Source organism: Streptomyces sp. ME19-01-6 (assembly GCF_033793745.1).
GTDB lineage: Bacteria > Actinomycetota > Actinomycetes > Streptomycetales > Streptomycetaceae > Streptomyces.
This window is the reverse complement of the sequence record NZ_JARAXF010000018.1, coordinates 173601-197235: the sequence shown is the minus strand read 5'-3', so window position 1 is coordinate 197235 and position 23635 is coordinate 173601. Positions and strand designations below refer to the sequence as shown.

Annotated in this window: 14 protein-coding genes and 1 pseudogene; 12 read left to right on the top strand and 3 right to left on the bottom strand. The window is 69.4% G+C overall.

The window, feature by feature from the left end; genetic code table 11:
• Nucleotides 1–38: 38 nt before the first annotated feature.
• Nucleotides 39–1469, bottom strand: coding sequence for a serine/threonine-protein kinase (locus tag PV419_RS32680; protein WP_319695106.1), 1431 nt, complete (start codon nt 1467–1469; stop codon nt 39–41).
• On the opposite strand from PV419_RS32680, the gene PV419_RS32675 reads away from it, so the two are divergent.
• The 6 genes from PV419_RS32675 to PV419_RS32650 all read left to right on the top strand — a co-directional run bounded on the left by PV419_RS32675 (nt 1450) and on the right by PV419_RS32650 (nt 13750).
• The gene (locus PV419_RS32675) at nt 1450–3447 is read left to right on the top strand and encodes a PD-(D/E)XK nuclease family protein (RefSeq protein WP_319695104.1); all 1998 of its coding nucleotides are present in this window, start codon (nt 1450–1452) and stop codon (nt 3445–3447) included. The genes PV419_RS32680 and PV419_RS32675 overlap by 20 nt on opposite strands.
• Nucleotides 3444–4637: a hypothetical protein gene (locus PV419_RS32670; RefSeq protein ID WP_319695102.1), complete on the top strand. Its 1194-nt coding sequence runs from the start codon at nt 3444–3446 to the stop codon at nt 4635–4637. Before PV419_RS32675 ends, PV419_RS32670 begins: the two co-directional genes overlap by 4 nt.
• On the top strand, nt 4630–8295 hold the full coding sequence (locus PV419_RS32665; protein ID WP_319695100.1) for a hypothetical protein: 3666 nt from the start codon (nt 4630–4632) through the stop codon (nt 8293–8295). The genes PV419_RS32670 and PV419_RS32665 overlap by 8 nt, the downstream gene beginning before the upstream one ends.
• 32 nt (nt 8296–8327) lie before the next feature.
• On the top strand, nt 8328–11432 hold the full coding sequence (locus PV419_RS32660) for a pPIWI_RE module domain-containing protein (RefSeq protein WP_319695099.1): 3105 nt from the start codon (nt 8328–8330) through the stop codon (nt 11430–11432).
• Between the two features lie 377 nt (nt 11433–11809).
• Nucleotides 11810–12427 (top strand): recombinase family protein, encoded by a 618-nt coding sequence (locus PV419_RS32655; RefSeq protein WP_319695097.1) that lies wholly within the window; start codon nt 11810–11812, stop codon nt 12425–12427.
• 462 nt (nt 12428–12889) lie between these two features.
• Nucleotides 12890–13750: a transposase gene (locus tag PV419_RS32650; protein WP_319695144.1), complete on the top strand. Its 861-nt coding sequence runs from the start codon at nt 12890–12892 to the stop codon at nt 13748–13750.
• Here the strand turns inward: PV419_RS32650 and PV419_RS32645 are convergent.
• A pseudogene (locus tag PV419_RS32645) lies at nt 13683–14126 on the bottom strand (DEAD/DEAH box helicase); the annotation flags it as partial. The gene PV419_RS32650 and the pseudogene PV419_RS32645 sit on opposite strands and share 68 nt — an antisense overlap.
• A gap of 109 nt (nt 14127–14235) precedes the next feature.
• On the opposite strand from PV419_RS32645, the gene PV419_RS32640 reads away from it, so the two are divergent.
• The 6 genes from PV419_RS32640 to PV419_RS32615 all read left to right on the top strand — a co-directional run bounded on the left by PV419_RS32640 (nt 14236) and on the right by PV419_RS32615 (nt 23170).
• Nucleotides 14236–15585 carry a DUF4192 domain-containing protein gene (locus PV419_RS32640; protein ID WP_319695096.1) on the top strand — a complete coding sequence of 450 codons (1350 nt, stop codon included), beginning with the start codon at nt 14236–14238 and terminating at the stop codon, nt 15583–15585.
• Nucleotides 15586–15682: 97 nt separating this feature from the next.
• The gene (locus PV419_RS32635; RefSeq protein WP_319695095.1) at nt 15683–16444 is read left to right on the top strand and encodes an NUDIX hydrolase; all 762 of its coding nucleotides are present in this window, start codon (nt 15683–15685) and stop codon (nt 16442–16444) included.
• A gap of 128 nt (nt 16445–16572) precedes the next feature.
• The gene (locus PV419_RS32630; protein WP_319695094.1) at nt 16573–18942 is read left to right on the top strand and encodes an ABC transporter ATP-binding protein; all 2370 of its coding nucleotides are present in this window, start codon (nt 16573–16575) and stop codon (nt 18940–18942) included.
• 321 nt (nt 18943–19263) lie between these two features.
• The gene (locus tag PV419_RS32625; RefSeq protein WP_319695092.1) at nt 19264–20160 is read left to right on the top strand and encodes a FadR/GntR family transcriptional regulator; all 897 of its coding nucleotides are present in this window, start codon (nt 19264–19266) and stop codon (nt 20158–20160) included.
• Nucleotides 20161–20572: 412 nt separating this feature from the next.
• The gene (locus PV419_RS32620; RefSeq protein ID WP_319695090.1) at nt 20573–22135 is read left to right on the top strand and encodes an RNA polymerase sigma factor; all 1563 of its coding nucleotides are present in this window, start codon (nt 20573–20575) and stop codon (nt 22133–22135) included.
• 174 nt (nt 22136–22309) lie between these two features.
• Nucleotides 22310–23170, top strand: a complete 861-nt coding sequence (locus PV419_RS32615; RefSeq protein WP_319695089.1) for a serine protease — start codon at nt 22310–22312, stop codon at nt 23168–23170.
• Nucleotides 23171–23278: 108 nt separating this feature from the next.
• Here the strand turns inward: PV419_RS32615 and PV419_RS32610 are convergent, their stop codons facing one another.
• Complete coding sequence (locus PV419_RS32610) at nt 23279–23503, bottom strand: hypothetical protein (protein ID WP_319695087.1); 225 nt, start codon at nt 23501–23503, stop codon at nt 23279–23281.
• Nucleotides 23504–23635 lie beyond the last annotated feature (132 nt).

The following is a 23635-nucleotide window of genomic DNA, read 5'->3' as shown; positions in this document are numbered from 1 at the left end:
AAGCGAGTGCGGAGGGGCACCCGCGCCAGATCGTCCGCCTACATCTCGTAGCCCAGCTCGTCGAGCTCGACACCGACGTCATGGCATCGCTCTGCCAGCACCTGGGCGCGAGGGCCGGTGACGCGGGGCAGCTCTTCAAGCACCATGGCCAGCGCCGATGCCGCAGGGAGCAGGTCACCGAACGGGATACGGCACTCCGCCGCGCCGAGCGTGCCTTCCAGGTAGTCGGCCAAATCGTTCGGGCTCACGCTGCCCTCCGCCCGCAGGGCCAGATCCTCGTAGAGCGCGATCGCCTCCTTGCAGCGCCCGGCAATGCGCATGCCGTTCGCGGCCATGCGGAGGGCCGCCCGGACCCCTGGGTCGAAGGCGCCCCAGTCCCGGCGGGCGGTCGGCAGCAGCTCCACCAGTCTGTCGACCGCACTCGCGGGCTCACCGACATCGATCTCGGTCTCGGCCTCGGCGGTGAGCTCCTGAAATACCCTGCGGCTGAGGAACCCGGAAGCGCGATGCCTCCTGTTTGGCCTGGTCACGATCGCCGGTGCCGCAGGCGCGGCGGGCAGGTCGTACTCAGCTGGCAGGCGTAACGGACGCGTAGGGTCCGGCTCCAACCGAGGGGAAGGGGCGGCGTCACCCGGGCGCGGCGCGTGCTTCCGCAGCACCTCCGCGACCGCGCGGGCGTCAACCGGCCGGTCCTCCGGCTCCTTCGCCAGCAAGTTCAGCACCAGAGCTTCCAGCTCCGCGGGGATGTGCCCGACGTGGCAGGTCGGCGGGATCGGAGCGTCCTTGACGTGCTGGTGCTTCAGGCCGTCCCCGGAGAATGGCGGGTGGCCGGTCAGCAGGTGGTAAAGGATGCAACCCAGCGCGTATAGATCGGTTTTCGGGGTGATCTGGCGTTCCAGGATCTGTTCCGGGGCCTCGTACCCCCTACTGCCCACAGTGGAACCGTGCTGGGTGTAGTCCGTGACGCCTGGCCAGAGTGGCTTGGCGATGCCGAAGTCGATGAGGACGACCACACCGCTCTCGTCGATGATCAAGTTGTACGGCTTGAGATCACGGTGCACGACCGGAACGTCATGGGCGCAGGCTAGCGCCTCGGCGATCTGGACTCCGATGGCTGCGGCGACGCCGACGGTGGGGGTGTACTGGTCCAGGAAGCGGTGCAGGGGCTTGCCGTCGACGAAGCGCATGACGAGGTAGGGCTCGGTGCCGTGGGATCCCTGGTCGTACAACTCGGGAATGCTCCGGTTGCGCATACGTCCGAGAAGTGCGCCCTCGCGCCGGAACCGGCCACGCATGCGCCCCAGCTCCTCGTGCGCCTCGTCTTCGTCCAGTGAGTCCAGAAGATCGCTGTTCGTGCGCAGGCACTTGACGGCCACCAGCCTCTCGTCCCGCAGGTCCTCCGCCTGCCAGACCACGGCCATGCCGCCGCTGCCCAGGTGCTTGCGCAGCTTGTACCGGCCGCCCAGCACGTCGTCCTTCTTCATGCCGCCCCTTGCCTCCGAAGCGTCCCTCGTCCGTCACGAAGAGAGGCGCGACGGTGATGGGGTTTCCGGTTCCGCCAGACCGTTGCGTGGCGGATGCGCCCAGTGTAAAGCGATCGAGAACGATTTCGTGCATGGACTGAGTTCACAGTCGTCGTGTGTCATGCTGGAGTCACCGGCACCCGGCAAGCCGCTCTCGATGGTGTCGCGTCGGGCCGCCCTGCCGTACCGCTTGGAGGAGCACATGAGTAACTGGCCGCGCCCCGCCGGAACCAGCGGTGACACCAGGTTGGTACGTATGAACCTCGGCGCTGCGCGGCTCGACCCACGAGACTGCCCGACGATGCGCAGCAGCGACGCCCGCCCGATGTTGATCGCAAATCCCGAACCGCCCAAACTCGTCGAAAAATTTCAGGACTTCACTCTCAAGGTCTTTATGGATGCGCTCGACCTGATTGAACACGAGCGTAACGATCTGGAGTGGGTAATCGGAGAACTCTGGCGCACGAAGGGAACGTTCGGGCTCCACCGTCGTCGCGCGTCGCACCCTCTGCTCCTGTCCTGGTCGGCCGAGGCGGTCCGACGTTATCTGGAGGCCAGGGCGGCGGACCAGCACGCCCGCCAGGCAGCCGGCCTCACGCTCACCGTCCCGGTCCGTGACACCTGGGTGGTTGGCAAGGACCCCGGGCCGGTCGACGCCCGGGGCGCGGACACCTATGAGATGACCGCCTGGGGACGCCGCTACGCGGCCGTCGACGGCTCCACCAGGGACCTGTGGCTGCTCACCTTTGGCGCTGCCAAGGACGATCGCCCTGAGGGGGAGAAAGCTGCAGCCGCGTACGTCGCGGCCCGGGGGCGTCCGGCGGGCGGGGGCTGGCGGAAGCGACACACTCCGGTCCCGTTCGACAAGCTTCCGCCGTTCCGCACCAACCTGCCCACACAGGTCAGGGTCATCGAATTCGGCTGTGGAGATGGGAAGCGCAAGGAGCTGCTCGACTGGAACAGGCAGCAGGCACGGCAGCACTTTACGGCGGAGGGGTGGCCCGCGCTCCTACAAGCCATCGACGGCACCGGGGTCCGCCCCGGATCCGGCTGCGTCGACTGCAAGGCGATGACCGGCTGCGAGACACTCCCGCGCACTCCGGAACTACTGCGGATCACACCATCGAAGCCCCCGCGGCCTCGGCGCAGCGCATCGGTCACTGATCTGCGCGCCTACCGGGACTGCCCGGCGAAGTACCACGTGACCCGGCAGCTCAAACTGCGCTCCTCGAAACCCGAGAGCCCGGAAGTGCGACGCGGCCGCGTGGTTGACGACATCCTGAACCAACGGCACGGCAGTAAGCCCTACCGGAGCTGTGAGGCGCTCTCCGGCCCGGCGGACCCGGCGTCCTGGGGTGCGGGCAGCCTGCACTTGAGCGGTCAGGAAGCACTGGACGGCGCCGCCATGCTCGAACAGCACTCCTTCTACTGCCCGCTGGACGGCCTTGCCGCAGAGGAAGAGGTGCGTGTGCAGTACCAGGCGGTCTGTTACGACCCCGAACTCGATCTCGTTCTGATAGCCACCCCCGATCTGCTCCACACCCGTCGCGGGGGCTGGATCTGGCGGGAAACCAAGACCGCGAGCAGGTACCTCTATGAAGGGGAGCCGCTGTTGAAGCGCTACCCCCAGCTGGCACTCGGCGTACTGATGCTGGCCGCCGGAATCCTGGGCGGAGATGTGGTGCGCTCCAGGGTGGAGCTCGAACTCCTCCACACCGACGACGTGACCTTCGAGGAGCTGGACCCCTCGCGCCCGGGGACCGTCGATGAGGCGAGAGAGGTGATCGCGCAACTTGCCCAGCCCTGGGTCCGGGATCAGGACTACCCGACCACTCCAGGCCGGCACTGCGGCAGCTGCGAAGCCCTCGAATGGTGTCACTCGGGAATCGAACATCTCGCCACGACGGAGCAGGAGCCTCGATGACCACCGCCTCTAATGCCCACGCAGCTCAGCGCGGCGACTGGCTCGACTTCCCCGACGTACGGCTCGTCCGTACTCTGGCCGGCGCGGTAATCCAGCTCGCCGACCTCGGATCGCTCTCCTCCTTCAGGCTGCCCTACCCGGCCGAAGCTCAGCGCGCCCTCGACCGGACCGTCCTCGCCTGCCTCCTCAGAGGCGTCGAGGAGGTCCCCCGCAGCCTCCCGGAACTGCTCTTCTGGTGCCACAGCCGCCCCCTGGAGGACTGGCCCCTCGACCTGCCGCCGGATGCCTTCGGACCCGATGACTACCTGGTGGACCCCGAGGCACTGGTCCCCACCCAGCTGTGCCACGAGTGGTGGATCAGAGGCAAGGACGCCGGTGCCGCCCAATTCGACCGGGAGGTCATCCACACGGCGATGCGCCTGTGCCGCAAGGCGTCGTCGCCTGAGTCCTACGTAGCATTCCGGAGGCTCCTGGTGGAACGCCCGGTGCTCACCGGAGTGGAACGGTTTGAGACTGAGACCGACCTGTTCCTTGCCCCCGTACAAGAACTCCTGGACCAGTGCTACGCGGCGGTTCCGGCCTCCTATGAAGACGAAGGAGCCTACGTCACCTGCGGTCGCTGTCTGACCTTGCTCACTCCGGTCGCGGGCGGCGCATCGTGGTGGTGCGAACGAGACCGGTGCCGCCGACGGGGCGCGCCGCCGCACGGGCGGACCTTGGCAGGGGCGGACGCGGCCGGGCTGCTGCAACTCGTGCGACCGCTCAGGCAGTTCGTCACCAGTCCCGGGCGCGCGGAGGTCGAACTGGAGGCCAGGCTGAGCGCGCTCGGACTTGAAATCCAGCTCTGGCCGGGCTTCGACGCCTACGACTTGCGCGTGACCTTCCCCGACGGTCACGTCTGGGCCATCGATGTCAAGGACTGGAAGCATCCCGGTCTGCTCGGCCGTGCTGCGAAACCCGTCCGCCCGGAGCCGCCCTACGACGAGTCGTGCTGGGTGGTCCCCCGAGAGCAGGCCGAAGCCCATCGCGACTACCTCGGCACGTACCGGCGAAACCGGCCTGCCACGGCCGAGGGCCTGCTCTTGCTCACCGACGACCGGCTCGTCGCACTCGCCTCCGCCCGGCTCCGTGGGGAAGGCGGCCCTCACCTGATGGACTCCACACCGACGAACGGATCGCCCCGTGCGTAACAGCAGCGAGTGGTACCAGCCACTGGCCAAAGCCCTGGAGCCGGTCTGGCCCCAGGAACATCAGGATGTGAACCCCTCCCTGCTCTGCCAGGTGGAGCTCGGCCTCTATCTGATGGAGACCCTTGACCCGTCCCGCGACGCCCGAGGCGTCTACACCCTCTTGGGCGGCTACCCCTTCGCCGTAGCCGCGGGCCTCGTGACCACGCCGGCCCAGCGCGACCAGCTGGACGTGGCGCGCCACCTTCTGTGGAAGTTGCGCCGCCGACGCATGTGGCACCAGTGCCTGGAGACGTACGCCCAGCTACCCGAACGGCTCCGTGGATACCGACTGCCCGAAGGGGGAGGGCCGGCGCGGCGGGTCGAGCCGACGGTCGCAGTCGACCGCTTCGGCAAGTTCGAGCGTGCGCTGTCCAGGCTTCCGGACTTCGACCGGCGCTTGCTGCCGCCAGCCCCGGCGGGCCAGGCCCGGTTCACCGAGCGACACCGGCCGGCCTCCGTGACTATCCCCGAGCAGTTGTGCTTCCCTCCGCCCGCCGGCCACGACCTGGGCCGCGTCCCGGGCACCGCAGGTCGGCCCCTGAACATCCCACTGGCCGAACTCGCAGAAACGGCACGCTGGATGGAGGAGGCCGAGACCGCCGGCGGTCTCCCCTCCGGGAAATGGATGCGACGCCTGGAGGATCTGCAGCTCGATGTCCTCTCCACCGACGGGCTGCACTTCGAGAAGACGACAACACTGCGCCTGGACCAGCTGCTCCATCTGGTCGGCATGGTGGGCGCGGGGAAGAGCACCCTGATGAATCTCATCGCCGTCTGGGGTGCGCGCAAGGGGATGCGTACCACTCTCGTCGTCGGTGATGTCGCCGAACAGCTCACCCTAGTCGGCCAGTTCCGGGACCTGGGGCTGAAGGCCGCCCCCGTCATTGGCGGCACCACCCGCGAGCAGCACGCGTCCCGGCTGCACCGCCGACTCGCCGCACGCGGCCAAGCCTCCCTACTCCAGCACGACGATCCGGCCTTCGACGACCTGAGCACGGTGTGCGTCCTCGACGCACAGCGCGGACTGGAAGCGGCCGAACCCCTGCGCTACGTCGACGCCCCCTGTACGGAACTGCGCCCGGTCAAGACGCCCGGTCCGACCCCCGTCGAGAACATCCCGATGCCCGTGTACCGGCACGACGAGTCCGCGCGGCAGAAAGAGGAAGGCGCAGGGGCAACGGAGCCTGAGACCTCCCGGTCCGACCACGGCTGTCCGGTGTGGAGCGTCTGCCCCCGACACGCCACCGACCGAGAGCTGGTCGACGCCCTGATCTGGGTGGCCAACCCCGCCAGCTTGCTGCAGAGCGCCGTCCCCAACCACCTTAACGCGGAACGTCTGAGGCACCTCGAACTCGCCTGCCTACGCAGCGACATCGTCATCGTCGACGAAGCGGACCGCGTACAGATGCAGCTCGACACTGCCTTCGCCCCGTCCGCGACGCTGATTGTGCGAGGCCCGGAATCCTGGCTCGACCGGCTCGGCATTCACAAGATCGATGAATTGGCCCGGCAGGGCCGACTTCCCCTCTCGGCACGCGACGTCGAACGATGGTCGGCATCCCTAGACCTCGTGCACATCGCTGCCAACCGCCTTTACCGCAGGCTGATCACCGAGGACGACCTCCGTGATTGGGCGGACATCGAATACTTCAGCGCCTGGACCCTCCAGGAGAAACTGATCAACGAGTGGTACCCGCGGCCGCACGCCGATGGATCCGTCCTAGACGGGATCTCCTCCGACACTGAGGTGTACGACTCCGACGGCGACTCCGACGATCTCGCCTCACCGCGCACCCCGGGCACCGCGGCGTGGGACGCACGCCGCAGCGAGGTGACCCAGGCCCTCGATGCCTTCCGTGACGACCCACTCGGTGATCGCGGCCCGCACGGTGAACTCACCGACACCCTGATCCGCAGGGCCGGAGATCTCCTGCACAACCTCGACCAGACGGCGACCAGCCAGCGTGTCCGCTCCGTCCTCAATGTCTTGCTCACAGGGTCGCCCATCATGGACGGTTCACTGCAACAAGAGGCACCGGGGCCGGGGAAGCCCGACCGGGACCCCGTAGATTCCTGGGGGACCGAGCCCTGGCTGGAACGGGCGACACGGCGCCTCGAGTTCACCCTGGTACTGGCCGCACTGCATCAGCGCCTCGAACGCGTCACTTTCCTGTGGCCGCAGGCCGAGGCGGCCCTCCACCTGGACACCGCCGACAACGAACTCTCCCGCAGGCCGCCCCTGGACTACGCACCGGTCGTGCCGGAGGCCCCCATGGGTAACGTCCTCGGATTCCAGTACCTGCCCGAAGACCCGGAGCGAGGGCCGGAAGGCGACGAACACCGCAGTGGCACCCTCCGTTTCTTCCGATGCGCCGGCGTCGGCCGGGAACTCCTGCTCACCCTTCCCGCACTGGGGGCCGACCCCGCCGCGGGCCGACCCGGACCACACGTGGTGCTCATGTCAGGCACTAGTTGGGCCGGTACATCGACCCGCGCACACGTCATGGCTCCAGTCAAGGCGATCCTCAAACCCCGCCAGGCCGCCGTCGACTCCATCCGGCAGACCCGCTTCAGCACGCTGTTCCTCTACGACGGCGAAGGAACCCCGCTCACTCTCTCCGGAGCCAAACTCGACACCCGCGATCGGGTTCTCGCCCAGATGGTTACTCAACTCGGGAAGTCGGCCCCAGGCAGCACATCGCTCTTGGACCGGGAACTTCGGCAGATCGAGGACGGCGAACGCCGGCGGGCATTGCTCCTGGTCGGTAGCTACCACGACGCAAGGACGGCCGCTGACCTCCTTGAACGCATGCCCCGCTGGCGTGGCAAAGTCCGTGTCCTGGCCTCCGATAAGGCGGAGCTGGATCATACCGGCCCCGGTGACTCGGCCACGGACGACTTCACCAGCGCCTCCGCCGTACGACGAGGCGACCTGGCAGCCTTCGCCAAGGACGAGGACGCCGAAGTCCTGGTCGCCCCCTTGATGGCGATCGAGCGCGGTCACAACATTCTCAACCAGAGCCACAAGGCCGCCTTCGGGACCGTGCTCTTCCTCGCCCGTCCTCACCCGCGCCCCGACGACCTCTCTCTGGCCGTCTTCGCCGTCAACGACTGGGTCACCAGGTTCGTCCGCGACCAGCCGGATCCCGAAGCGGGAACCTTTGGCAAGCTCGTAGCCGACGCTGCGGACCTGGACGCCGCTGGGCTCGGTTTCCGGCTCGCCGCCCGGAAGGTATGGCGCCGCCTGCTCTCCCGGCGCTACATCTACTCCCGGCTCAGCGACGCAGAGAAGACCTCCTTCGCTTGGGACCAACTCGTCACCATCTGGCAGGTCATCGGCCGTCTGGTGCGAGGCGGAGTGCCCGCACGTGTCGTGTTCGTCGACGCAGCCTTCGCCCCCGCCCTTGCCGAGGCCGGGGCACCGCCCGCCGCCGCGACCCGGAGCGGACGCAGGCGCAACGATGACGGTCTGCTCATCAAGCTCCGTGACGTCCTTGCGCCCTACTTCGACGACGAGACCGCCCCCGAATCGTTTCCCAACCCCGCCGACCCCGCCCTGGTACGCACGCTCTACCACCCCCTCTACGACGCCCTGTGCGGCCTGAGCGCCGGAAGCTGACCCCCGAGAACCGAAGGAGACCGTGGAGTCCTATGGCCGCCAAATATCGTGACACCAGCCGGGCCGCTTACCTCCTCAAGCCAGACGCCACCCCTTGGACCGCCCGATACCGCGCGCTGCCCTTCCCCGAGCAGTGGCACTCGAGCATCCTGGAGCTCTGCAACCTTGGACGCGATCCCGAAGCCGACCCTTACCGCACCGCGCCCGTCGCCCGCTTCAACGGAGTACTACAGAGCCTTGCCCCCGAACTGATCGTCCGGGGACGCCTCCGCGACCCGCTCCAGCAGGCCGAGGACTTCTGGCTCTACGCTCCGCACGACGTCCCCCACCCCCTGCCGGGTGACACCCTTGACCGGCTGAATGGCTCCTGGCTCCAGGACATCCGTGCCGAGCCCGAGCACTACCGCGCCGTACTTGACACGCACACGGCACTGCGCGCCTGCCCGCCACAGTGGCAGGACGTCACCGTCGACCTGCTCGGCTGCCCTACGACTGAGGGTGGAACCGCTGCCCCGCGCGACCGGCAGTACCAGCTTGCGACTGACGCTCTGGCCCGGCGCATCCTCGCTCTTGGCCCCTACGAGCACAGTGCCGGCAGCCTGCACTTCCGAGCCGTGCCGCGAGGACCGCGCCAGCAGGGGGCGGAGCTTCTCTCTCAACCCCTCTCGCACGTGGTCAAGGGGCGCGAGTGGTGGTTCTCCATCGTGATCAACATTTCGCTGCACTCCGTCCCCCTCGACCCTCGCCCGCGTCTCCACCTGCACACCGGAGTGCGCCGCTGGGCGACTCGCCTCGATGCGAAGAAGCAGCGGCTGCGGCTGCCGTACGGCCGCGACACTTCCGTATACCTGCTGCCGGGCATCCCTTGGTTGCCCGGAACACCGACCAGCGACCGCTACGCGGTGGCGCGTCTGACTTGGGATCGTGGCACCCAGGGCTACACCTGGAAGAACAACGGACCCGCCCAGATCCTCGGCAGGCTGGCGCTCAACCGCCCCTTCCCCGACCCGGACAGCCTGCTCTGCGAACCTGAGGAGTGGATCGGCCATGGGGACGGCACCCGAGCCTCGGTCGTCCACAGTACGCACATGGGTGCCCATGGCATCGGCACTGGCCTCATGTCGCACCAGCGCTCACAGATCGTCGAATGGGCCGAACAAGCGCTGCCCGAGCAGATGCGCCGGGTCCCCTCCCTCAGCCGGGCGAGCGCCGGCTCCAGCGCCCCCGCTAACGCCCGGCCCAAGCCCAAGGCGTCCGAGAAGGCCGCCGAAGCGGAACGTGAAGCTCTTGCTCGCCGGACTGCACTAGCGGTGGCAGTCAGGATCAACGAGGGCCAGGACCTCACTGAAGCGGTTGAGGGGAGCGGAGACGTGGCGGTCGTCGAGGCTCGACTGTTGTGGCAGAGTCCCTCCTTCCGGGATGCGGCCATCGAGGCCGTCGCCGATGTCCTCGGGCTGGACGGTGACGGCGGCCGACCGGCGCCCGCCAATGCTGAGGAGGCATACGAGCTGGCTGCGCCCGGAAGCCCGGTCGTCCTCGAATGGAAGTCCCCAGAACTGACCCTTCGCCTTCGCTGTCTGCGCACCACAGGTGGCATCACCGACACCCTGGGCATCGACCCAAAAGCGCGCCCGAGGGGCAAGGCCCTGGAGACGGGCATCAACACTCGGCGGAAGGCGGCCGAGGAGTTCCTCACCGAGGATGGCGCCGACCCGCTCTGCCCTAGCTTCGCACTCGTGGAGATCGACCGCCGTCAGGACTTCGCCCACCGCCTGGACGACCCCAAGTACGCCCTCCGCTTGGGCTGCGCGGATGCGGGCGTGCTCACACAGTTCGCTCTCGTCCCCAAGAAGGCCAAGGGGCACAACACCGAGAAGAACCTCTTGCACCGGGTCCACTCAGGATGGGAGGACGCCCTGCGCCAGTACGGCGTGCGCGTCCTGCCCGAGCACACGCTCGGCGAGGCACTTCCCGCGGACCTGCGCTATGTCGCCACGTACATGGTCAAGCGACGCAAGGACGGACCCACACGGCTTCCCCGCCACACGCCGGTGGCCGTCATGGTGACACCGCTCGCACCAGGCAGCGGCCTGGCCGCGGTCGCTGGCTGGGACGAGCGGACGGGACGCTGGATTCCCTACCCACGCTTCCTTCTCGGCCTGGTCAAGACGGCCGAGATTCCAGAGGTGAGCGAACCCGCTGAGGCCGACGCCGCCTCGGACTCCGGAGCTGCGGCCTTCGTACCCCGACAGCGTTCGAAGTACCGTATCTGGCACCAGAACATGGACCAGCAGCGCAAGGCCACTGCCCGCTACCTTCAAAAGATGATCCGCTCTCTCCGCGGCCGACCGACGGTCCTGCTGACCCATTCCCAGAACAGTCGGCTGCACTGGCCGTGGCTTCAGGACGGCCAAACCGAACGAGACCTGATCAAGACCGGACACGCGCAGCCGGTTGGGCTCGATCCCGACCTCCGGCTGGTCCGCGTACGCACCGCAGCGGGTCGGGAGACCCCTCAGTGGTGGGGTAACGCGGCTCCTGGCGAGGTTAACGGTCTGCCTCAGGGGCTGTGGACGGAAGACGAAGACGCGATCCGGTCCTCGGGGCGGATCTTTTACAGCACCACTCCCAAGGCAGGCACCTTCCGGGACTCCGCCGTCGAGGCCGACAAGATCGCTCCCCGCCCTCTGCGTCAGGGCCCCAACAAGGGCAAGCTCACGATCGATACGCACATTCCCGCCTGGAACCCCGGGTTGGTGGAAATCGCGGTCTTGGGCTGCCACCCGGACGCCGGCGACTCGCCCGAAGCCCTTGCCCTTGCCGTGCACCAGCTCCGCCAGGCTCCCGACTACCTGGACGCACTCTCGCTGCCGCTACCCCTGCACCTCGCGAGCCTCGCCCAGCACTACGTTCTGCCAACGGTCGCCGAGGGAGAGGACGAGGCCGATGAGACCTCTCTGGAGGAGTCAGCTGCTGACAAGGCGGAGAGCACCGTCGATGGGCAGCGTGTAGTCGCGGCGCTGGGGTTGATCACTGAGGAGGCAGACACCGAACCGGTTGACGTGGATCCGGAATACGCGGAGGATCCCGGTCTCGCGCAAGCTCCTGAGGACGAGCAGCTCGCGCTGTTCTCATGAAGGAACGGGCAGAGTCGGAATGAGAGGACGGTGCTCTGCCCGGTAACATCGATTCAAAATTCCTTGGCAAACTTCGGGTACCGCCACCCACCCACGTCAGCAGATTCTGCTGCCGTTCATCCAGATTGGCATCAACACCGCGTAATCCGATGCGAGTTCATCGTCGACTTCGTGTGATGTGTCCAATTCACATCACGAGTGACCGAACGGAAACAGCTGGCTGATTCTCTTTGAGCCCTTAGAACGGCCTGTCGTCTGCTCGCCTGCCGAGGTTTTCGTGACGTACCCATCGGGGTAACGGATCTGACGTGCAAATCCGTCATGCAACGGCTGTTGTGGCGGCTCGCCTGCGTTTGGACCGGAGGGCGCTGCGGGCTGTGGACTACCTGCGCGTGTCCACGGAGGAGCAGGCCAAGGGCTACGGCATCGCCTACTCGGGTAAGAAGACGGGCGCGTACATCGGTCGAAGGGGCTGGGAACACGTTGGAACCTTCGTAGATGAGGGTGTCTCCGGGGCACTGGAGGCTCATGAACGTCCGGCTCTGCGGCGGCTGATGGAGGATGCGCGGAAGGCGCCGCGCCCCTTCGACATCGTCGTCGTCCACGAAGGTCGTGCTATCGGTCGTACGGGGCGCGCGTTTTGGAAGTGGGTCTGGGAACTCCAGGAGATCGGCGTCTTCGTTGCCGTGGTCAAACGGGACTACGACAACAGCACTCCCGAAGGGGAGAGCAAGATGCGCAAGGATGCCGACTATGCCGAGGACGAGCGGGACATCATCCGCGAACGCACCCAGGGCGGGATCCAGGGGAAGGCCGAGGACGGTGGCTACATCGGCGGCAAGGTGCCTTACGGCTACCGCGTCGTCGACACAGGACGCACGAGAGAGAGCCGCCTCGTCCTCGACGAGTGCCACGAGGACGGGGACTGCGAGCGGAAGCACGAGGCCGACGCCTTGCGACGGGGGAGGACGTTGTTCGTCGCCATGCGTGACTGAGGCCAGGCGGCGGTCGTGCTGAACACTGAGGGCTATGTGAAGCGGGATGGCCGACCGTGGGGTGGCCAGAATCTGCGCCAGCAGGTGCTCAACCCCATCGTCCTGGAAGCGCGGCAGGTCTTCCGTGGCTCCAGGGGAGTGAAGCGGGACCATGAGGGTCGGCCTGTAAACGGTGATCCGGTGGTCATCCCCTTGCCCCCTGTCTTCACCCCCGCCGAGGTTGAGGAGATCAGGATCGCCAGCAGGCGCCCGGCCCGCACGCCGCAGAAGGCCCGCGTCTACACTCTCAGCGGCCGGATCGTCAGCCCCTGCGGCAAGCGCTACATCGGCGGGGGAAAGATCTGCCGGGGGAAGGCGTACAGGTGTCAGGGGCGGGGCGAGGCATACATCGGCGCGCCCACCTGCTCCTGCCCCTACCTAGCCGCCGACCCGATCGAGGAGCAGACGTGGCGAAGAGTGAGGATGCTCCTCGGCAACGCCGACAGACTCAAAGCTATGGCCGATGAGTGGACCGGGGCAGTAACCGGTCAGCCTGACGGCTTCGAGGAACGCCGGGCCGAACTCGACCGGCAGATCAGGGTCCAGAGACAGGCTCTCGCCACCGCCCTCGGCGTGGCCGCGAAGCAGGTAGCGGCGCGTGCCCTGTGCTTGGCGGAGTCGGAGAAGGCAGTGGAACGGCTGATCGCGCCTCTGCATGCCGAACTCGACGCGATGCTCGAAACCCAGAGAGAGATGACTGCCCGGCAGGCGGAATCCGAGAGGGCACAGGAAAGGTCTGCCCAACTGCTCGAGCTTGCATCCATGGCACGCCGGACTTTGAATCACCTTCCGCTGGAACGGCAGAAGGAGTTCATGACCGCGATCGAGGTGAAGGTGACCTTCCTTGCGCCGCCTCGACGGGCGCGCAATGGCCAGCCGTGCGCGCTGGCAGGGTGGTTCACCGAGAGACAACTCCCGATCCCGCTGCTCACCGACGAGGGATGGGCGAAGATCGAGCCAATGATCACCCACAAAGCCCGGGGCGTCAGTCCCCGGCAGGTGATGACAGGAATTCTCTACAAGGTCCGCACGGGCACCCCCTGGAGCGATCTCCCGGCACTGTTCGGCCGAACCGCGACCCTGCGAACGTATTCAGCCCGTTGGCGCGAGTCCGGCTTCTGGGAGAACGCGATGCTCGCCCTTGCTGATGCCGAGAGCACACCACTATCTGCCTCGTCCGAGCTGAACACCCGGATCGAGTGTTCCATCGATCCGCAGAAACTGCAGAAACTACTGGACAACGGACAGAGCCCGAGTTTGGAGAAATCAGCACTTCGGGACTGACCAGCAGCACATCCACCTCACCGGCAACCACCTCGGCCTGGATGGTTTCCCACTCCTCGGGGTTGGCCGAATTGATCGTGCGGGCGCGAATACCGGCCCGCGCGGCGGCCTCGACCTGGTTGCGCATCAGCGCGAGCAGCGGGGAAACGATCACCGTTGGGCCGCTCCCGCGCTCGCGCAGCAGGGAGGTGGCGACGAAATACACCGCGGACTTGCCCCATCCCGTGCGCTGCACGACCAGCGCCCGGCGCCGGTGGGCGACCAGCGCCTCGATCGCCCGCCACTGGTCCTCCCGCAGGCGGGCGGAGCCGGAGCGGTCCCCGACGAGGCGGGCCAGGACGCGGTCGGCCGCGATGCGCAGGTCTTCGTCGCTCATGCCCCCATGCAACCCGATCCCACCGACATCGCGCGAACCGGGCCCAGGCCTGTGGATAACGTTATCCACAGGCCTGGCGGGCCGGGCCGGGCTGGGAGACCGTCGGGTCATGACTCGACACAACGAAGCGGCCGGTCTGTCCGGCGATGACCAGATCACGCTCCGCAGCCCGGCCGAGCTCGCCGACGCCCTGCCCTACGTCCTCGGGTTCCACCCGGACGACAGCATCGTGATGATCGCGCTGCACGGGCCCCGCGGCCGCTTCGGCGGCCGGCTCAGGCTCGGCATTCCCCAGACGAGCGAGGAGTGGCCGGAGGTCTGCGACCAGCTCGCGGAGTGCCTGGTGACGGGCAGCGAGCGGCGGGCGGGCCGGCCCGATGGGACGGTGCTGTTCCTGTGCCAGGAGCCGGCCGAGGGGGAGTCGGGGCAGGACGTGATGGAGCGCCTGCGGCCGCTCGCCCAGCGGCTTCGCACCGCGTGCGGCGGGCTGGAGGTGCCGGTTTTCGAAGCGCTGTGCATCTCCGACGGCCGGTTCTGGTCGTACGTCTGCCCCGACCGGCGCTGCTGCCCGCCGGAAGGCGTCCCGCTCACCCTGCCCGGCACCTCCGTGATGGCGGCGGCGGCGACCTACGCGGGCATCCATGTGCGCGGATCGCTGCGCGAGATGGAGGCCAGGCTCGCTCCGCTCGCCCCGCCCCGGGCCGAGGAGCAGGAGCGGGCGCTGGACGCGGCGGGCAGTGAGCTTGTGCCGAGGATCCTGGGTGGCACGGACTGCGCGACGGTGCGCGAAGAGACGCTCGTTCTCCTCGGCGGCATGCTGACCCGGTTCCGCGCCGCGCCGCCGATCGCCGACCTGGTCGCAGCGGACGTCCGCGACGACGGGCTGATCGCCGACGAGGAGGCGGCCGCGGTCATCATCGGACTGCAGGACCGGCTGGCGCGCGACCGGGCCGCGCAGTGGATGGAAGGGCCGGACGCGGAAGCGGCGCTGCGGCTGTGGCGTGCCCTCGCCCGCCGCTGCGTGGGCTCGTACGGGGAGCACGCCGCGGCGCCGCTCACTCTCGCGGGCTGGGTCGCCTGGTCGCTCGGGGACGAGCCCGCGGCGCGCGTCGCGCTCGGCCGCGCGCTGTGCGTCGACCCCCACTACCTGTTCGCCAGGCTGCTGCACCAGGCGTGCAACGAGGGGCTCGACCCGGAGCTTCTGCGCCGCTCTCTGCGTCAGGAGCGCGTCGACCGGGCCCTGCAGACCGCGATGCGCGGGGAATTGGAGCGCCTCGGCGCCGCTGCCGCCGCGGCGTCCGACGGATCGTCTGGCGGATCCCGCGGGCCTGACGGGCCCGGGCGGCCAGGTGGCGGCGGGGGCAAGGGCCCGGGTGCACAGGCGGCCAGGCGGCGTCCGACGGGCCGGACGCGGGTGCGGCGCAGGCCCGGGCAGCGAGGGGCCCGCAGCCGCCATTGAGCCGCGGCGGGGCCACCGTGGCGGGAGCGCTTCCACCAACATCGACGACCATCCGGAAGGGACTGATTATCGTCAGGCAGACGACTATGATCGCCACATGCCCTACGATCCAGCGGCCTTCCCGCCGTTCGCCGTCACCGTGGATCTGGTCGTGCTGACGGTCCGGCGGCACGCGCTGTGCGCGCTGGCCGTCCGCCGCGGCGAGCCGCCTTTCCAGGGACGCTGGGCTCTGCCGGGCGGCTTCGTGCGGGCCGACGAGGACCTGACGGCTGCGGCCGCCAGGGAGCTGGCCGAGGAGACCGGGCTGCTCGCCCACGACCCCGCGCTCCCGGCTCCTCCCAACGCCGCCCATCTCGAACAACTCGCCACCTATGGAGACCCCAAGCGCGACCCCAGGATGCGGGTGGTGAGCGTCGCGCACCTCGCGCTCGCGCCGGACCTCCCCGCGCCGCGGCCCGGAGGCGACGCGCACAGCGTGCGCTGGGCGCCGGTCGAGTCCCTGCTCGACCAGGACGGGGCCTTCGGCCGCGACGCCGAGTTGGCCGCCCCACTCGCCTTCGACCATGCCCGCATCCTCGCGGACGGCGTGGAGCGCGCCCGCTCCAAGATCGAGTACTCCTCGCTGGCCACCGCCTTCTGCCCCCAGGAGTTCACGGTCGGCGAGCTGCGCCGGGTGTACGAGGCGGTGTGGGGAGTGGCCCTCGACCCCCGCAACTTCCATCGGAAGGTCACCGGAACGCCCGGATTCCTGGTGCCCACGGGTGGCACGACGACCCGTCAGGGCGGCCGTCCCGCACAGCTGTTCCGGGCAGGGGGCGCGACGCTGCTCAACCCGCCCATGCTTCGTCCCGAGGTGTGACGGCCATGACACGACGATTCGACAGGGGGTGTAGGTGCCGACGAAATAGGACATAGCGGGTTACCGTGCTTCGGTACGTCACCAGTCCCCACGTGCCACGAGCGGTTCCACGCCCCGCGGGAGAAGCCATGATCCAGGCCACCGGACTGACCAGCACCCCCCGCCGCAACCATCGGCCTGTCGTCGACGATCTCACCTTCGAGGCTCCACCGGGCCGCGTGACCGCCTTGTTCGGTGCCCCCGGCACGGGCAAGACCAGCGCGCTGAGGCTTCTGCTGCAGCTCGACCGGGGCCACGGCGCCGCCTTCTTCCGGGGTCGCCCGCTCCACCGCATCCGGCGCCCGGCCCGGGAGATCGGGGTCCTTCTGGACGACGTCCCCGGACACCCCGGCCGCACCGCACGCGGTCACCTCAGGATGCTCGGAGCCGCCGTCGGGGTGCCCGCCGCCCGCGCGGACGTCGTGCTGGACGTGGTCGGCCTCACCGAGCTCGCCGATGAGCGCATCGGCGACCTGGCGGCCGGCATGGAGCGCCGCCTCGGCCTCGCCACGGCCCTCCTCGGAGACCCGCACACGCTCGTCCTCGACGCCCCCACACACGGTCTGTCCGCCCGGGAGACCGTCTGGATGCAGGGCTTGCTGCGGCAGTTCGCCGGGCAGGGCGGTGCCGTCCTCGTCACCGACCAGGACTCGGAGAGCGTCACCCGTCTCGCCGATCAGGTCCTCACCCTGGACGGCGGTCGGCTGATCGCGGACCAGCCGGTCGACGAGTTCGCGCGCACCCGGCTGCGCCCCCGTGTCGCCGTGCTCTCGCCGCTGGCCGGGCGCCTGGCCGCCGTGCTCGAAGAGGAGGCGCGCGCCGCCCAGCCGTCGACCCTGCCCGAAGCCGAAGCCGAAGCCGAAGCCGAAGCCGAAGCCGAAGCCGAAGCCGAGGCCGAGGCCGAGAGCGAGGCGGTGAGTGGGGCCGGGGCCCGGAACGGGGCCGACTCCGGGATGTACCTCGGGGTGGGTGATGCCAGGAGGAGCGCCGACGGGGCGGAGGTCGCGGCAAACGCGGGGCCGGGAGCCGAAGCGGTCGGGGCCGATGCCGGGGCAGCGGTCAGGCCGGAGGCCGCGAGCGGAGTGGCGGAGGCCGGCGCCGTGGCTGTCAACGGGGCGGCGGGGGTCGCCGGTGGAGCGGAGGGCGAGGAGGAAGGTGGGGCCGGGGGCAAGGCCGGGCCCGACGGCCGGACCGGGCAACCGAGCGCCGCGGTGCCTGTGGATGCCGCGAAACTCGTGGAGGCTGTGGTGCCCGCAGAGGCTGCCGTGCCCGCGGACGCTGGCGTGACCACAGAGACTGCGGTGCCTGCGGTGGCCGCGAAGCTCGTGGCGGCTGCCGCGCCCGCGGACACCTCGAGGCCTGTGGAGGCCGGCGTGGTGGACGCCGCGAGGTCCGTGGAGGGTGCGGGGCCCGCGGATGTCGCGAGGCCTGTCGACGCCTCCGTGTCCACTGATGTCGTCGTGCCCGGGGTCGGGGGCCGACTTTCCGTGGTGCGGGAGGACGAGACCCGTATCTCCGTCTACGGGCTGCCCTGCGCCGCCGTCGGCGAGGCCGCGTATCGCCATGGCATCGTCGTGCACCGACTGGTCGAGGAGACCGCCGACATGGGCCCGGGGGCCGTGCGCGGCGACAGCGGCGCCCGCGATCCCCGAGCCACCCCGCCCCGCGTGCTCCCGCGGTTGCCGCTGCCCGGCCCGGCCTGGCCGCTGCGCTACGAGCTGCGCCGCGCCACCGGCGTACGGACGGGCTGGCTGATCGCCCTCGCGGCCCTGGTGGCCTCGCTCGTCGGTTCCGTACTGCTCGCCCGGGCGGGCGGGGCGGGGGAGCTGCACCGGATCACGGGCTGGCCCGCCGACGTACCGCTGCCGCCCGTGGCGATCGCCTCCGGGCTCCTGGGCGCGCTGTCCTTCGGGGAGGAGTTCCGCTATCCCGCGCTGGCCCCGGCCCGGGACACGGTGCCGCGGCGGCTCAGTCTGCTGACCGCCAAGTTCCTGGTGTGCGCCGTCGGCGCGCTGCTGCTTTCCTTCGCCGTCCTCGCCCTGGACGGGGCGGCGCTCCTCCTGTTGGTCGGCGGTGACGCGGTGCCGCTGCCGGGCGACTGGCCGCTGCTGATCGCGAGTGTCTGCGCCCTCGCGATCGGCTCCGGCTGGGCCGGGCTGATGGCGGCGGCCGTCTTCCGGTCCACCGCGCTCGGCCTGGCCACCCTGCTGGCGGTGCCCGTCCTGGCGGTGCCGGTCGTCCAGCGGCTGATGGCCGAGCCGTCGGTGCGCTCGCTCGTCGGGCTGCCGCACCGGCTGCGTGCGGAGGCGCTGGACCAGCCGCACTCCATGATGGACCGGGTCCTGGCGCTCGCCCTGCGGCTGGCGTCCCAGCCCGTGGGGCAGGCCCTGTTGTTGTCGCTGGTCGTCCTGCTGTGCGCGTATGCCCTCACCGGTCTGCGCGGCCGGGCGCGGCAGTAATACCGCGCGAATGCCGAGCCAATACCGCGCCGGTCACACGCGAGGAACGCACCGGGCGCCATTCCGGAGCCGTGCCCACAGCCGCGCCCCTCGGCGCGCCGGGGGACTCCACCCGGCGTAGCGCCGGCGCGGTGCCGGCGTGGGGGTGGACCAGGCCGGGAAGGGTTCCGCAGGCCCATCGCGTGAAGTGCTCGCAACTCCCCGGAGGGTGCTGTTTTCTGTCCGATTCAGCGTCAATTGTGAGGTAATGGGCGATCACCCTTTCGTGTGCTTTTCACCAAAGACCTCAAGGGCTTCCGGGGCGTCGCCGACAAAGGATGCGTGAGTACCCTTGCGCACACCACGATGACCGCGGCTCGCCCCGCCGATTCCGGCCTCGCCGGCCCGGGCGAGCTTGACCGCTACCCCTACGCCGATTCCCCCGGCGGCGACCGCGGCGGCGCCCCCTCCTGGGACGGCGTCGACGCCGAGATCGGCCGAGTGGGCCGACGCACGGCCGGCAACCGGGGCCGCGGGCTGCACGGCCAACTCGTCCAGCAGCTGGGCCAGATGATCGTCTCCGGCGATCTGGGGGCCGACCGTCCGCTCGTCCCCGAGGAGATCGGGCAGCGCTTCGAGGTCTCCCGCACCGTCGTGCGGGAATCGCTGCGCGTCCTGGAGGCCAAGGGTCTGGTCAGCGCCCGCCCCAACGTGGGTACCCGGGTCCGCCCCGTCAGTGACTGGAACCTCCTGGACCCCGACATCATCGAGTGGCGGGCCTTCGGCCCGCAGCGCGACGACCAGCGCCGCGAGCTGTGCGAGCTGCGCTGGACCATCGAGCCGCTCGCCGCCCGCCTCGCCGCCGGCTCCGGCCGCGAGGAGGTGCAGCAGCGGCTCGCCGACATGGCGGAGATCATGGGCCATGCGCTGGGGCAGGGCGACACCCTGACCTTCTCGCGCGCCGACGCCGAGTTCCACGCCCTGCTGCTGCAGATCGCGGGCAACCGCATGCTGGAGCACCTGGCGGGCATCGTCGCCGCCGCGCTGCATGTCTCCGGTGCCCCGATCGCCGGCTGCGACCGGCTCACCGAGGCCGGGGTGGGCCACCACCGCCGGATCGTCGAGGCCATCGGCACCGGCGACGCCGCGGCGGCGGAGGCCGCGATGCGCCAGCTGCTGACCGTTCACCCCGATCTCGACCACGCAGAGGTGGGGGTGCCCGCGCCGCGCGAGCACTGACCCCGCGGATCGCGGCGTACGGCGTACGGCGTACGAGAGCGGCGTCGCCGGAACCCGCCCGGCGGGTTCGGCGGCGCAACGCGCTTCGGCGGCGCAACGCCGATCGCCGCGGACAGGGCGGCGCGGGCTCGGCGCGTGATCAACAAAGCCGTTCCATCCGGTCGATCTGTCCGCTGAGTGGGCATTGCGGCCGTTATGGGGTGTGACTCGGGACACGAGGAATGGGCGTAACGCTCTTTGGGACAGCGCGATGATTAAAGAGGTGGCAGCCGCGGAGGGAATACGGGCGTCGTTCGCGACGCTGTAGTCCACCCGTAGCACTCCGCCCGCGCCGTCGGTTCATCCTGCCGGCGGTCGTCGGCTCCGGTCCCCAGCGGACGGGGCCGGAAGCCGTTTCCATCGTTCCGAGAGGTTGTTCGTGTCGGCCAGCACATCCCGTACGCTCCCGCCGGAGATCGCCGAGTCCGAGTCTGTCATGGCGCTCATCGAGCGGGGAAAGGCTGAGGGGCAGATCGCCGGCGATGACGTGCGTCGGGCCTTCGAGGCTGACCAGATTCCGCCAACCCAGTGGAAGAACGTTCTGCGCAGCCTCAACCAGGTCCTCGACGAGGAGGGTGTGACGCTGATGGTCAGTGCCGCAGAGGCGCCCAAGCGCACCCGCAAGAGCGTCGCAGCGAAGAGTCCGGCAAAGCGCACCGCCACCAAGACCGTCACGGCCAAGACGGTCCCCGCGAAGAAGGCCCCTGCCGCCGCTCCGACCGCCCCGTCGGCCGAGGCGGGAGACGGCGTGGCCGGAGAGGCCGCGCCCGCGAAGAAGACCGCGGCCAAGAAGGCCACGGCCAAGAAGACGGTGGCCAAGAAGACCGCCGCCAAGAAGACGGCGGCGAAGAAGACCACCGCCAAGAAAGACCCGGACGAGCTCCTCGAGGGTGAGGACGTCATCGAGGACGCTCCCGGTGGCAAGCCCGGAGCCGAAGGCGCCGAGGGCGAGCCCGAGAACCAGGGCTTTGTGCTCTCCGACGAGGATGAGGACGACGCCCCGGCGCAGCAGGTCGCCGCGGCGGGCGCGACCGCCGACCCGGTCAAGGACTACCTGAAGCAGATCGGCAAGGTCCCGCTCCTCAACGCCGAGCAGGAGGTCGAGCTCGCCAAGCGCATCGAGGCCGGCCTGTTCGCCGAGGACAAGCTCGCCAACTCCGACAAGCTCGCGCCCAAGCTCAAGCGCGAACTGGAGATCATCGCCGAGGACGGCCGCCGGGCCAAGAACCACCTCTTGGAGGCCAACCTCCGTCTGGTGGTCTCCCTGGCCAAGCGCTACACCGGCCGCGGCATGCTCTTCCTGGACCTCATCCAGGAAGGCAACCTGGGTCTGATCCGTGCCGTCGAGAAGTTCGACTACACCAAGGGCTACAAGTTCTCCACGTACGCCACCTGGTGGATCCGTCAGGCGATCACGCGAGCGATGGCCGACCAGGCCCGCACCATCCGTATCCCGGTGCACATGGTCGAGGTCATCAACAAGCTCGCGCGTGTGCAGCGCCAGATGCTCCAGGACCTGGGCCGCGAGCCCACTCCGGAGGAGCTGGCCAAGGAGCTCGACATGACCCCCGAGAAGGTCATCGAGGTCCAGAAGTACGGCCGCGAGCCGATCTCCCTCCACACCCCGCTCGGTGAGGACGGCGACAGCGAGTTCGGTGACCTGATCGAGGACTCCGAGGCGGTCGTTCCGGCCGACGCGGTGAGCTTCACGCTGCTGCAGGAGCAGCTGCACTCCGTCCTTGACACGCTCAGCGAGCGCGAGGCGGGCGTGGTGTCCATGCGCTTCGGCCTGACCGACGGCCAGCCGAAGACGCTCGACGAGATCGGCAAGGTCTACGGGGTGACGCGTGAGCGCATCCGGCAGATCGAGTCGAAGACGATGTCGAAGCTGCGTCACCCGTCCCGGTCCCAGGTCCTGCGGGATTACCTGGACTGACGGACCGGACTCACGGACCGCCGCTCCACGGCACAGCGCGAAGGCCGGGCCCCTCCCAGGGCCCGGCCTTCGCGCTGTGTGCGCTCACCCCCGTTCGGCCCCTCTCGGGATGCGGGATGGCGAGGATGGGGTGACGCTGGGTGTGCGACGCGCTCCGTACGGTCAGGAGGCTGAATGCGAAGGTCGCTGCCCGCCCTGTTCGCTCCTCTCGCGGCTCCGCTGGTCACCGCCCTGGCCATGCTGTTGATCCTGCCTCCCTCGGCGACGGCAGACCGCACGGTGGTCGGCGGCCACCCGGCTCATACGGAATTGGCGCCCTGGGCGGTGGCGCTGGCGAGCCGTGAGCGGTTCGGCGGAGAGCGCTCGGGCCAGTTCTGCGGCGGCGTGGTGGTGGGCCCCACCACGGTGCTCACGGCCGCGCACTGCCTGAGCCGCGAGGTGCTCGGCGTGGACTGGTGGGAGGTCGGGGACCTTCGTGTGATCATCGGCCGGGACGATCTGCGCGGCAGCGGAGGGGTGGAGATGGCCCCGCGCTGGGTCTGGGTCAATCCGGCATACGAGCTGGTCGGCCGGTCAGGAGACGTCGCCGTGCTCACCCTTGCCCAACCGCTGCCCCGGATCTACGGCATCGCCATGGCGGCGGACGGAGATCCGGCCTACCAGCCGGGGGCGCGGGCGGCGGTGTACGGCTGGGGCGATACGCGGGGCAACGGCAGCTATGCCTCGACGCTGCGGGCCACCCGGCTGCGGGTGCTGCCGGACGCGGCATGTGAGGAGGCCTATCCGGGAAACGCGGAGGGGGAGTACCGCTCGGATTCCATGATGTGCGCCGGGCTGCCGGACGGAGGCCGGGATGCCTGTCAGGGGGACAGCGGCGGACCGCTGGTCGCCCGCGGGAAGCTCGTGGGCCTGGTGTCCTGGGGGAGCGGCTGCGCGGAGGCCGGCCGGCCGGGCGTCTATACGCGGATCTCGGCGGTGCTGTCGCAGGCGACCGCCTCCGACGCCGACTGGGCGACCGCCTCCGAGGCGGAATGAGGGGGCGGGTACGAGGACGGGCGGCCGCCCCTTACGGGGACGGCCGCCCGAGGTCCCGGCCCTGGGCCGGTGTCGCTCGTCGTCGTCGGATGATGCGAGGTGTCAGCGTTAGTCGTCGGACGCGGACGCCGGGGCGGCCGTCAGCCGCTCGGTCTCGTCCTGTATCTCCGCGGCGATCTTCTTGAGTTCCGGCTCGAACTTGCGCCCGTGGTGGGCACAGAAGAGCAGTTCACCGCCGCTCACCAGGACGACGCGCAGATATGCCTGGGCGCCGCAGCGGTCGCAGCGGTCAGCGGCCGTCAGGGGGCTCGCGGGGGTCAGAACAGTAGTCACGTCGCCTCTTCTCTAGCTCGACGAGCTGTCGTACCAGGGTCAACATCCAACCAAGCCGAAAACGTTCCCGCTCGTGGCTTTTTCTCAAAAATTGCTTCTGAGTAGACCAGATGGTGACGGTTGGCGGCGAAT